Annotated in this window: 10 protein-coding genes; all 10 read right to left on the bottom strand. The window is 43.5% G+C overall.

Going from position 1 to position 12,672, the window contains the following annotated elements:
- Positions 1–23 precede the first annotated feature (23 nt).
- A complete protein-coding gene (gene lpxC / locus FQ084_RS00860; protein ID WP_188032868.1) occupies positions 24–941 on the bottom strand; it encodes a UDP-3-O-acyl-N-acetylglucosamine deacetylase in 918 nt (305 codons plus the stop codon).
- A 402-nt stretch (positions 942–1,343) separates the two neighbouring features.
- Positions 1,344–2,540, bottom strand: coding sequence for a cell division protein FtsZ (ftsZ, locus tag FQ084_RS00855; protein ID WP_149488760.1), 1,197 nt, complete (start codon positions 2,538–2,540; stop codon positions 1,344–1,346).
- 235 nt (positions 2,541–2,775) lie between these two features.
- A complete protein-coding gene (gene ftsA, locus FQ084_RS00850; protein ID WP_223144833.1) occupies positions 2,776–4,068 on the bottom strand; it encodes a cell division protein FtsA in 1,293 nt (430 codons plus the stop codon).
- Positions 4,069–4,226: 158 nt separating this feature from the next.
- Positions 4,227–5,024, bottom strand: a complete 798-nt coding sequence (locus FQ084_RS00845) for a cell division protein FtsQ/DivIB (RefSeq protein WP_149488758.1) — start codon at positions 5,022–5,024, stop codon at positions 4,227–4,229.
- A 549-nt stretch (positions 5,025–5,573) separates the two neighbouring features.
- The gene (locus FQ084_RS00840; RefSeq protein ID WP_262880608.1) at positions 5,574–6,680 is read right to left on the bottom strand and encodes a D-alanine--D-alanine ligase; all 1,107 of its coding nucleotides are present in this window, start codon (positions 6,678–6,680) and stop codon (positions 5,574–5,576) included.
- Positions 6,681–6,709: 29 nt separating this feature from the next.
- Complete coding sequence (murC, locus tag FQ084_RS00835) at positions 6,710–8,149, bottom strand: UDP-N-acetylmuramate--L-alanine ligase (RefSeq protein WP_149488757.1); 1,440 nt, start codon at positions 8,147–8,149, stop codon at positions 6,710–6,712.
- 61 nt (positions 8,150–8,210) lie between these two features.
- Positions 8,211–9,296, bottom strand: coding sequence for an undecaprenyldiphospho-muramoylpentapeptide beta-N-acetylglucosaminyltransferase (gene murG / locus FQ084_RS00830; protein WP_149488756.1), 1,086 nt, complete (start codon positions 9,294–9,296; stop codon positions 8,211–8,213).
- 379 nt (positions 9,297–9,675) lie between these two features.
- The gene (gene gshB / locus FQ084_RS00825; RefSeq protein ID WP_149488755.1) at positions 9,676–10,647 is read right to left on the bottom strand and encodes a glutathione synthase; all 972 of its coding nucleotides are present in this window, start codon (positions 10,645–10,647) and stop codon (positions 9,676–9,678) included.
- A 143-nt stretch (positions 10,648–10,790) separates the two neighbouring features.
- On the bottom strand, positions 10,791–11,519 hold the full coding sequence (gene pyrE / locus FQ084_RS00820) for an orotate phosphoribosyltransferase (RefSeq protein WP_149488754.1): 729 nt from the start codon (positions 11,517–11,519) through the stop codon (positions 10,791–10,793).
- Positions 11,520–11,596: 77 nt separating this feature from the next.
- Positions 11,597–12,634 carry a hypothetical protein gene (locus FQ084_RS00815; protein ID WP_149488753.1) on the bottom strand — a complete coding sequence of 346 codons (1,038 nt, stop codon included), beginning with the start codon at positions 12,632–12,634 and terminating at the stop codon, positions 11,597–11,599.
- Between the last annotated feature and the right edge of the window lie 38 nt (positions 12,635–12,672).

Raw genomic sequence — 12,672 nt, 5'->3', positions numbered from 1 at the left:
ATACTTCGTGTATATTCCTGTATTCATCCTTCAACGGTCAAGCCATTTAAAGGTAAATATTCGATAGGACAGGTTACATTGTCATCAAAAGTTACAATTTCAAAGTTATCAGGGTCTGATAAGATTTCACGTACCAACATATTGTTTAACGCATGACCAGACTTATAGGCATTAAAACGGCCTAAAATAGGATAGCCAATTAGATATAAATCGCCTAAAGCATCGAGAATCTTATGACGCACGAATTCATCATTAAAGCGTAAGCCTTCTTCATTAAGAATACTGGCATCATCAATGACAATCGCATTGTCCATGCTGCCACCTAGCGCTAAGTTATTCTGACGTAAGGTTTCGATATCACGTAAAAAACCAAAAGTACGCGCTGAGCTCAATTGCTCAATGAAGTTTTGGGTTGAAAACTGCAATTGTGCATGCTGAAAGTTTTTATCAATAGCAGGATGGTCAAAATCAATCTCAAAATTCAACTCAAAGCCTGCATACGGACGCAGCTCTGCCCATTTATCGTCAACTTTAACGCGTACTGGACGCACAATCTTAATAAAACGCTTTAAAGCATCTTGTTCACAAAAGCCTGCTTGTAGCAGCAAACCCACAAATGGGGCGGCGCTACCATCCATAATCGGTATCTCTGAGGCTGACACGCGAATTAAGAGGTTATCAACGCCCAGTCCAGCGACTGCACTGAGCAAATGCTCAACGGTGCCCACACGTGTCCCGCCGAATACTAGATTTGATGACATCATGGTATCTTGTACCAAAAAGGCACTAGCAGGAATGGGAGTACTACCGACAATATCGGAACGTTCAAAAACAATGCCCGTATTGATAGGCTGTGGATGAAACTCTAAGTCAACAGGTTGACCACTATGAAGACCAGTACCTGTAACGGCTATAGCTGTTTTTATGGTTCGTTGGTTCATGGCTGTCTTCTCACATATTTTGTTACAATTGACATAGTGTAGCATTACCTGCCCCTAGTTCGCTAGCGCTAAAAAGCGTTAATTTGCTTATCTCTTTGATTGATAACACTTATCGCAATCATCTTAATGGTAGCTTCTATCATGTAAAAATCACTCAAGCGTTGATAAATTGCTATTTAAACCCCTTTATTAACGTTTAGATTTATATAGAATTCATTTCATAATTGAAAAGCTTGTATAGAGAGTCGGCTTTATAAATAACGTCTTTATAAATCGCTAACTTATAAATAGACGAAACTTAAAACTTAGAGGCAAATTTTAGGGACAGGCACAAAAAAGCCAGTATCGAAATACTGGCTCTTTTTTATTCATACTACCTAAAACAATCATTCATTTTAAGGATTATTTATTCTGTTGGCGCTTAAGATAGTCTTGAATACTGTTGGTTTTGGTTTTAGGCTGCTCTTGAGTTGCATTTGAGCGTATCGGACTTTCTTGATATTGAGCCTGAGACTGCTTTTGACTGTTTAGCGCACTGGTATGCAAGTTTGGGTCAACAGGTTGCGTGCTGTTTACTGATGGTACAGGCTGCTCTACCACTTCAGGCTCTTCTCCAGCATTTTCATCCAAAGTCAGACCCGTTGCAATCACAGTCACATGTAAATCGTCACCCATTTTTTCATCGATAACCGAACCGTAGAAAATATGCGCGTCGTCGATATCGGTAATTTCTTCGACGATGACACTGATTTTGCTCATCTCATCCAATGATAAAGACTCAGATGAAATCACGTTAACCAAGAGACCTTTGGCGTTCTCTAGACGCAAATCATCCAATAGTGGCGATCTGATGGCTTTTTCAGTCGCTTGACGCGCACGATCATCGCCGCTAGCGCGACCGATACCCATCATTGCATGACCTTTAGCAGTCATCGCAGTGCGGATATCGTTAAAGTCAATATTAATCATACCTTCGCTAGCGATAGTTTCTGCAATACCTTGCACCGCATGCAACAAGACGTCATCGGCTTTTTTAAAGGCATCTTGCATAGAGATGTTGCCATACACACTCATGAGCTTGTCATTTGGAATGGTAATGATAGAGTCAACGAAATTGGTCAACTGCTCAATACCGGCTTTAGCGGCCTTGATACGTTTACCACCTTCAAACTTAAATGGTGTCGTAACAACCGCTACCGTCAACACTTCCATTTCTTTAGCAATACGCGCAACCACTGGAGCGGCGCCCGTACCTGTACCACCACCCATACCCGCGGTAATAAAGACCATGTCTGAGTGCTCAAGTAAGGCGCGAATCGCTTCTTCATCGCTTTCTGCAGCTTCACGACCCACTTCTGGATTCGCTCCTGCACCTAAACCACGGTTGGTCTTAGCGCCAAGCTGCAATTTATGCGGCGCGGTGAGACGATCGAGCGCTTGTTTATCCGTATTGGCACAGACAAACGTTACACCTCTAATCCCTTGTTGTACCATATGCTCAACCGCATTACCGCCGCCGCCGCCCACACCGAATACAGTGAAGCTTGCCTGGCCGTTATTTTGAAGCTGATTATCATCTGGCATGGTGTATTTTGACATAAAAAGGTTTCTCCAGTTGCAGATAGCGTGATGGGTCGATACGTGGTAACACACTCATATGGCGCGCTATCGACTTACTATATATAAATGTATTTAAATAAAACACGGCAAAGGCTTAAATAGTTGTGCTTAGCCAATATATACCGTTATTGTACAGGGTGTTGCTTTAAATATGCTTACCTATAATACTGCGGCATGCTCTTAACTGCTTAATCTCAGTAAAAGTGCAGCAGGATTATAATATCTTTTTGAGTACACTGGCAAAACGTTGCCCTGCACTTTGAAAAACACCCGTGACACGATTTTTTTGAATCGCTTCCGGCTCACTTTTTTCACTACGGCGAAACTGCTCGCTTTGACTATATAGTAATGTACCAAATGCCGTTTGATAAGCGCGATCATTGACCTGAATATTCAGCTGTTTAAACGATTCATCATTATCAAAATGATTATAAGCACTAATAGCAGGATGGGTGTTGGTCAATACCACAGGCATTTTCAGTAGCTTTTTGGCAAAAGGTATCATGCCCTTAATAGCACTGCCACCGCCTGTGAGTACAATCCCTTTATCAATATAGCCTAATAAATCAGCATCATGTAATTGACGAACCACTTCAGTAAAAATCTGCACATAACGCGCTTCAATGATACGCGCTAAATTATAAGTACCGATGTTAATCTCATCGCCCGACCCTTGCGGTTTAAACAGGAAAAATGAGCTAGGATCTACGCTATTGATATCAACAGTACCGTGTGATTTTTTAAGCCTTTCAGCCTCTATCATAGAGATACCAACATCGGCTGAAATATCCATCGTTACCTCATGACTGCCCGTCGCGATACAATGGGTGAAAATCAGCTTATTTTCTTTATAAACACAAAGACTGGTGGTACTCGCACCGATATCGACTAAGCAAACCCCTTGCTGACGCTCATCACTCATCAAACTATATTCGGCACTGGTGACCGCATCAAAAACGATATGGTCGATGCCTACGTCACAGCTTTGTAATAATTTCTGGATATTTTGACGGCCAGCCACTGGCATCATCATCATGTGATACATCACAGTAATATTGTGCGCAACCATGTCAATGGCATCATCAACCATAAATTCTTGATTGTCGATATAAATACCTTGCTGGCAGCAATGCATCAGATAATAGTCAGGCGACAAGTCTTGTGATTTGGCATTTGACAGCGCTTGTACCATATCTTTGGCACGGACAACTTCATCTTCAACTCTGACATCGCCCGCACTATTCTTACTTAGTAGCTCAGGCGTCGCCATGGTCAACCATACGCTATGCACACGACAATTGGCGGTATCCTCAGCTTCTTGGATGGCTTGTTTAATAGCGCCTTGCAAACGTTCACGATGCTTTATCTGACCTTGATAAAAGTCGCTATTTTTAACTTGCCCCACACCCATAATACGAATGTCTTTTGCAGAGACAACACTGCCAATGACGACGTATACTGCCGTGGCACTTAGATGGACAACAACCAGATTTTCAGTATTTTTCATGGTACCAGACAAATTATCGCTAAACAGGAGACCAAATGACGTCCCCATTAAATCATTAAAAAGCGCTATCAGCACGCAGTGACTATATATGTTAACTTTTTATATCACGAAAACAGATAAATTTAAGATTTTGACTGCTTTCTAGATGTTTTATTCTTTTACGGTGGTGTTTCAGTATTTTTTGGCGGCGCCAGATTCCATGCGATCGTAAATCCATTTTTGTAGCGAAGATCAACTGACTGTATTTCCTCTCGGCGATTACTTAATTGATTGCCAAGCAGCTGACTTAAATTCAACAGTTTTTGCGCCGTGTTTTCATTGTCAACGATAACACGTTGGCCATTATCAAAGCGAATCAGCCACGTCATTCTTGGTGACAAAATAATATCTTCAACTTGCATACCAAGCGGCGCATACCAATCATTGACTTGTTGCATTTGTTGCATAATGACGGGCGCTTGAGTCATATCGCCTTGCAATGTCGCAAAGCGCTCTTGCGTTAACTCTCGACTATCTGCAGGAACAAAAACTGCCCCTTTTGCATCAACCAAACGTTCCGTACCAAAATTTGCTACCGCCTGCTTTGGTAAGGCTTTGACTACGATACCACGTTGCCAATCACGACTAACACTCACTTGGTCAACCCAAGCCAAACTGGTGGTAATATCTCTTAACGCCTGCAAGTCAGAGGTGAAAAAACTGCTGACACTCTGTTGGTTCATGACTTGCTGTAATGCACGATATTGCGCAACCGTCAATCCTTGAGTATCAACATGAATAGCAGCGGGCGGTGCGTCGCGTAATGCCTTACCACCCATAATCAATATCAGTACAAGCAAACCCAACACCAGTACAGTAAAGAAATATCTGACCGAAGTCGGTACTTGAAAGTTAGATGTTGGTCGACGGGTTTTATCACTCATCAAGTCAGCGACGTCATTGACAGTTTGAGCCATAATAAACTTCGTCCCTATTTTTGCTTAAAGCTATTTGCATAACGCCAATAGTGCTTTTTATTAAAGGTAAATCTGCTAAACATTCGCAGGAATCTGTAAAAACAACATATTATCAATTTATTGAGCTAAAACAGCTTATAAAATACGATTATCGTCATTAAAACGTAACATTTTTCTCATTTAATGAATGACTTAAGAGATAGTTGCGTAAATAACCATAAATATCACTAATATAGACCAATATTTACAATATTAACGTATTTTACGTTTAAACAATAGCCTAACCCCTACTACTAACAACGAATTTACACAAGTTTACATGAAGCTGTGCTATAGCAGCGCTAGCGATACATTCGCGTGTATTTAGCGAGGTTACTTATCGCCGTTAAACAATCTTAAAACCAGTTTTAGCTGAGCCAAAATAGGCAACTTTATGCTAAATATTTATCCAATCTAGGCATAAGGGTTTAATTGGCTATTTAATAGCTAATTAAACCTTTATCAAGCAAACATCGTACGTCTATTACTCATACATTCGTTGATGGATATTTATAGTGTTTGCGCCAAAATGTGCCAGCATAAGCTCTCAAAATCCATACCGCGTGCTTTGGCCGCCATGGGCACCAAACTATGACTGGTCATACCTGGTACGGTATTAATCTCAAGTAACCAGAAGTTGCCCGCTTCGTCTTGCATCGCATCGATACGTCCCCAGCCTTTTGCATCAACGGCACGGAATGCTGCCAAGCTCAACTCTTGCAAATGCTTTTCATCAGCAGCACTTAGACCGCAGGGAATGTAATAACTGGTATCGTTACGATTGTATTTGGCTTCAAAATCATAAAAATTGGTAATATCAGCAGGCTCGAGGCGAATCACTGGATAGGCTTCATCATCGATAATAACAATGGTAAATTCGCGACCTGTAATCCAACGCTCAGCCATTACCGCATCACCGCACTGCACAGCTGTTGCATAAGCAGCAGGAAGCTCATCAAGGTTATTGACTTTGGTCATACCAATGCTTGAGCCTTCATGGACTGGTTTGATAATCAGCGGTAGTCCTAGCATATTAACCACTTGTTGCCAGTCAGTATCAGCGGTCAGCAGTGAAAACGGCGCGGTCGATAAACCGCAGCCTTGCCACAGCTGCTTGGTACGCACTTTGTCCATACCGAGTGCTGATGCCAAAATACCTGAACCAGTCTGCGGAATATTAAACCATTGCAGCACGCCTTGTAATAAACCATCTTCGCCGCCACGACCATGTAAGACGTTAAACACCCGATCGTATTCACGAAGCTCAGTAATGTCTTGATGCTTAGGGTCAAAATGAGTGGCATCAACGCCTTGGTTTTGCAGCGCTTGCAAGACGGCAGCGCCACTGTCTAAAGAGACGCTGCGCTCATTGCTACTGCCGCCATATATCACGGCTACTTTACCAAATTGACGGGCGTCTTTGACTTTGCTGTTTGCTGCGTTAGGCACGGCTTCAGAGTGTGGCTGATTGCCCTCAATCTTCTCTTGCTCTGCTTGGGCAGCCGCTGCCAACGCTGGTTCTGGATTGGTAATGGCAGTGTTCGCCTCAGCATCAATACTTTTATCAATGTTGTTTTCATTTTTTTGGTTATTGTTTTTTTGGTTATGAATAGTCATGAGTCTCGTTCCTAAAATTCTTTTGCGGCTTATTTGATATATAAATTATTGGCGGCCAATTCGAGCGCTATTTGTCCAACATTACCCGCACCTTGGGTAATGAGCATGTCACCTGCTTTTAGTAATCGCTGCATTACCGGGGCAATATTGTCTTTATCGATAATCGTCGGCTCAACGGCACCGCGCAAACGAATACTACGTGCCAAGGCTTTGGTGTCCGCACCAGCGATGGGGCTCTCGCCAGCAGAATAAACATCCAACAACAATAACTCATCGACACTTGAGAGGACTTCGACAAAGTCATCAAAGCAGTCACGGGTGCGACTATAACGATGCGGTTGGAACATCATCACTAAGCGGCGCTCAGGGAAGCTTTGACGGGCCGCTTTAATAGTCGCATCGACTTCTCTTGGATGGTGACCATAGTCATCAATCAACAAGACGTTGCCATCATCTATGTCTACGGATGCATGCTGCTCAAAGCGGCGACCGACGCCTTCAAACTTCTGCAAGGCGCGCTTAATCGCTTCGTCATCTACGCCTTCATCGGTTGCCATCGTAATAGCAGCCAGCGCATTATAAACATTGTGTACGCCCGGAATATTCAAGGTCAGACGCAATGGTTCGCGGTCGCGGCGTAAAACGGTAAAGTGGGTTTTTGTGCCTTCGCTGACCAAATCAATGGCTTGTACATCATTAAATGGCTCAAGACCAAAGGTTAATACCGGACGCCCAATATCATCAATCATGGCATACAATTCAGGGTCATCACCGCAAACCACCGCCAAACCATAAAACGGCATGTTTTGTAAAAATTGGATATAAGCGGCTTTTAATTTATCAAAACTATTGCCATAGGTTTCCATATGGTCTTGATCGATATTGGTAACAATCGCCGCCATCGGATGTAAAGATAAGAACGACGCATCCGATTCATCGGCTTCTGCAATTAAGAAACGACTGCTACCAAGCGCGGCGTTTTTACCCGAGGCATTTAATTTACCCCCAATCACATATGTAGGGTCGAGCTGTCCTTCCGCCATCATGGTCGTCAGCAGACTGGTGGTGGTGGTTTTGCCATGTGCACCAGCGACGGCGATACCATGACGATAACGCATCAATTCACCGAGCATATCAGCACGGCGTACTACTGGCAAACGCGCTTCAAGCGCCGCTTTTACTTCAGGGTTACTGCGATCAATAGCAGACGATACGACGATGACATCGGCATTGGCGATGTTTTTAGAGTCATGGCCAATCGCAATAGTGATACCAATCTGCTGTAAGCGCTTAGTGACCAAGCTTTCAGCAATATCAGAACCGCTGACTTTATAGCCTTGGTTATTCATAACCTCAGCGATACCGCACATTCCCGAGCCACCAATACCGATAAAGTGCAAATGCTGAATACGGCGCATTTCTGGTATTTCAATCAAACGCTTAGTTAAAGATTTAGCAGAGGTTGGCATAGGGTTTTCTCTTTATTGTAGACAAACAAATTTGGTTAATAATAGGTAATAAAATTAGATTTTATACAGCTTGCCAGACAATATCGGCTACATATTGGCAGGCATGACGGTTGGCAAGCGCATGTCCTTTTTCTGCCATCTCTAAACAAGCTCGCCTATCTAGCATGGCCAGCTCATTACTCAAGCGTTTTGGAGTCAGCTCGCTTTGTGGCAGCAAAATCCCCGCTTTGTGCAAGGTCAAGGTACGTGCGTTTGCCGTCTGATGGTCATCAACCGCGCTTGGTAGCGGTACAAATATTGCCGCTATACCAACGTTTTGAATTTCAGTAACCGTCAAAGCACCCGCCCGACAAACCACAATATCCGCCCAATTGTATGCTGCTGCCATATCATCAATAAATGGCTGTACGGTAAATTGATGGGCGCTTAAATCTTCACTATCGTACGCTGCTTGTGTGGCAGCCTCATTATTGCGCCCACATTGATGACGTACCTCAAAAGGACGGTCAATTAATGCCAGTGCTTTGGGTAACGTCTCATTTAACACTTGCGCACCAAGTGAGCCGCCAACCACCAGCAATTTAAGCGGCGAGCTGTCATTCATATCGTAACGCATACTGGGTTCGGCAACACCGCTAATGGCATTGCGTACCGGATTGCCCACCGTTTCAATCTTTGCATCTAGCTGGCTATTGGCAAAGGTATTTTCAAATGCTTGCAAGACCTTGGTTGCCATCTTGGCCAAATACCGATTACTCATGCCCGCAATGGCATTTTGTTCATGGATAATGAGCGGCGTCTTGGTCAAACGCGCGGCAATGCCACCTGGCGCGGTGACGTAACCGCCAAAGCCAACGACCACATCTATTTGATTGCCACGAATGACTTTAATCGCCGCCATCGTCGCTGACAATAAAGTAACGGGTAGCTTCAGCAAGCGTCCCAATCCTTTACCGCGCAATCCTTGCATATCAATCGCATGAAAAGGATAGCCAGTTGGTGCAACCAAGCCATTTTCCATACCATTTGGCGTACCAAGCCAATGAATAACAGCGCCGCGCTTGGTCAATTCTTCGCTAACCGCAAGCGCTGGAAATACGTGCCCGCCTGTACCAGCTGCCATCATTAATATATGCGGTGTTTTCATGAACGCCTGCCTATCTTTTCTTTATTTATATGAAAGACTTATTATTTTTTGACTATATTATTTATCGAAACAAAATGACCCTATAAAAGCCCGCATAGTATAGTGTAAATCGTTGTCTGATAGACAGCACTTTATGCAGCGCAAATAATAAAAATCCAAGCCGTGAGCAATCGCGACTTGGCTTTTATATATCCTATTAAAAACTCATATAAATATCGTTTTGTAGTAACGTTCTATTAGTTTTTTTATAAGCTTTTAAGAGACACTCTGTATCGATATATCTTAGCACAATGTTTTTTAAGTATTGTGCATATAGCTTAGTGATAAATCACTGTATCCTTACCGCTTTGCATACATTGTTTTATTTAAGCAGCATTACTTAAACTGACAGCTTCTTCTCGATAGCGATAATAAAATCAGTTGCGATATCCGTACCGCATTGATCATCAATCTCACGTACACACGTTGGACTAGTAACGTTAATCTCCGTGATACGACCACCGATTAAGTCTAAACCAACGAACATCAACCCTTTTTCTTTGACAATCGGTGCGACCACTTGGGCCACTTGGCGTTCGATATCAGTGAGCGGCATAGCAACACCACTACCACCTGCAGCAAGATTACCACGTGTCTCGCCTTTCACTGGAATACGTGCCAAGCTATAATCGACCACTTCCCCATCGACGATTAGCACGCGCTTATCGCCCTGTTTAATCTCTGGCAAATAGCGCTGTGCCATAATTGGTAGCGTCTCAAGCTCGGTTAAAATCTCGAGCGTGACGCCGATATTTGGACTGTCAGCAGTCAAACGAAAAATACCAGTGCCACCCATGCCATCTAGTGGTTTAACGATGACGTCTTGCTGCTCAGTAATAAACTTGCGAATGTGCGTCTGTTTACTGGTCACAATCGTTGGGCTCATATAATTACTAAACCAGGTGGCAAATAGCTTTTCGTTACACTCGCGTATCGCTTGTGGGTCATTAACTACGAGCACGCCTGCGGCTTTGGCATGATCAAGCATGTAGGTTGCATAGATAAAGCGCATATCAAACGGTGGATCTTTACGCATCAAAATCACATCATAGTCGCTGACTGGTGCTGTCGCTTTATCGCCCAATGTATAAAAATCTTCAGGGTCACGCTTGACCGTCACCGGCTGGGTATCAACCATCAACTGCCCACGATCCAACCATAAATCATGAATCTGACAATAGCCAAGGCTGTGACCACGGTCTTGCGCCGACCACATCATCGCAAGGCTGGTGTCTTTTTTATAATTGACCTGCTCGATTGGGTCCATGATGACGAGTATATTTAAAGATTTCTTTTGGTTTTCTTGGCTCATGGTAAGGCTCACTTACGTTATAGTATTAATTATTTAAAATAGTATTAATCGTTCAAACGGACATTAATGACATGCCAACATGACTCAAACTTCACTCAAATATTGCTGGAACATAGCTAAAATACAGTAAAAACTGCGGTAAATTATACGCCGTACTGAGCGCGATAATGCTGCATTTTTGCAAGCTGGGTCGCATCTTTTTCTGGGCTACTTTCTGCTAAGTAGCTGATTAAATCATCGATATCGACAAGGGCACGCACTGGTACTTCTAATGTCGACGCCAACTCTTGAATAGCAGAATACTCCGCTAAACCCTTTTCTTTACGGTCAAGAGCGACAATAATACCCGCAACGCTTGCGCCCGCTTGCTCTAAAATTTCAACCACTTCACGCATCGCCGTACCAGCGGTAATCACATCATCAAGTACCCAGACTGCTTTGCCCTGAACATCAGCGCCCACCAAACTACCACCTTCACCGTGGGTTTTGGCTTCTTTGCGGTTATAACCCCATTTAGCGTTGATACCATGATGCAGCCATAATGCTTGCGCCGTTGCCGCCACAAATGGGATGCCTTTATAAGCGGCACCGAAAATAACCAGCTCTTGCTCAGCTGCGCCAGCGTTTGCCATTGAACCTTGTGCAGCCATCTGCTCAGCCAAGGCATCGGCATAACCACGCGCTAATAACGATAACATCTCACCCGATGCCAGCAAGCCTGCATTAAAAAAATACGGGCTAATACGTCCAGACTTTAAAACAAATTCACCAAACTTTAGAACCTGATTGTCTAAAGCCAATTGGATAAATTGATGCGATGAAAATGACGCGTTGTTAGCAGGTTGGTTATTCGGCGTTGTGGCATTAAGCATAGGGCATTCCTATCAACAAAAAGAAAATGGAAAGTTAAACAATAAAAAGTTGTGAAGCGCATTATAGTCGTGGTGGTTTAACTTGACCAACCATTGATATCATAATCCTGCATATTCGCGTAACGTGTCAATAAGCCACAACGTGATGAGATATTAAAGTAGCATTGACCATCGCTATTGACGTGTATGTCCCAGCCCAAATGATAGGCAGCAACGATAATATGCCCAGTAAATAGACGTACTTGGCGGTACGCATGACGCTGTGCTGGCTCAAAAACAATCTGACTGAGCAGGTAGCTGCGCAGATGCTGACAAATTTGCGCCGCGCTATAGTTATGATTGATGGTCTTACGCGTACTACAGTGCTTTAAAGCGTGGACGGCGACGCTACACGCCATAAGGTCAGTCGCCAAACTACCCTCGCCGCTATCAAATTGCTGCGGCTGCAATATCACTTGCCAGTCATCAGCATAAACACTATTGAGTAGCTCATCAGGATTATAACGTTTGGTCAATACTCGCAAAGATTCTGATGCTAAAGCTTTCTTAATATGATTATTATCAGTAGTATGGTTATTAGCCTGCCCGCTATCAGTATTAATGTTGTCTTCATTTATAATATCAGCAGCTAAAAACCCATAACGCGTCAGTTTTGGATACGTTTGCAGCGCGCGCTGGATATCCGCCATATCAAGCAAAGTCATATCAGTTAATGAAGACAATAACGGCTGCTCGCTATGATTGTGATAAAAACTCTCGGGCAGCTCAACCAGTCTTGCGGCACTGAGCAGTGATAAATGCTCAGCCAATGCTTCTGAAGCCATTAATGCCCATTTCGATAGGCTGCTTGTATTGGGCTGATAAAAACGGGTCGAACTGCCATATAAGCGGCGCAGCTGACTATTTAAGCGCCGTGCAGGCTCTGGAATATCAGTCAATGGCCGTGCAGGGTCCAATGGCAAACGCTTTGGGTCAAAATTAGGATGTACAATTGCAGGCTGCTGGCTGTTTGCTAAAACAGCGGATTGCTTAGCATGACCTTCTGCAAGCTGTTCCTCTTCTGCTATAAAGTTAGCACTGCATAAACGGTCACCAGAAGTAGAAGGCTGGGTCATGAATTTTCCCTAGACTTGCAAATTTAAAAGTCGTAAAA

Origin of the sequence: Psychrobacter sp. ANT_WB68 (assembly GCF_008369115.1) — a bacterium.
In the GTDB taxonomy this organism is placed as follows: domain Bacteria; phylum Pseudomonadota; class Gammaproteobacteria; order Pseudomonadales; family Moraxellaceae; genus Psychrobacter.
The sequence above is the reverse complement of the archived record's forward strand: the minus strand, read 5'-3'. Positions and strand labels throughout refer to the sequence as shown.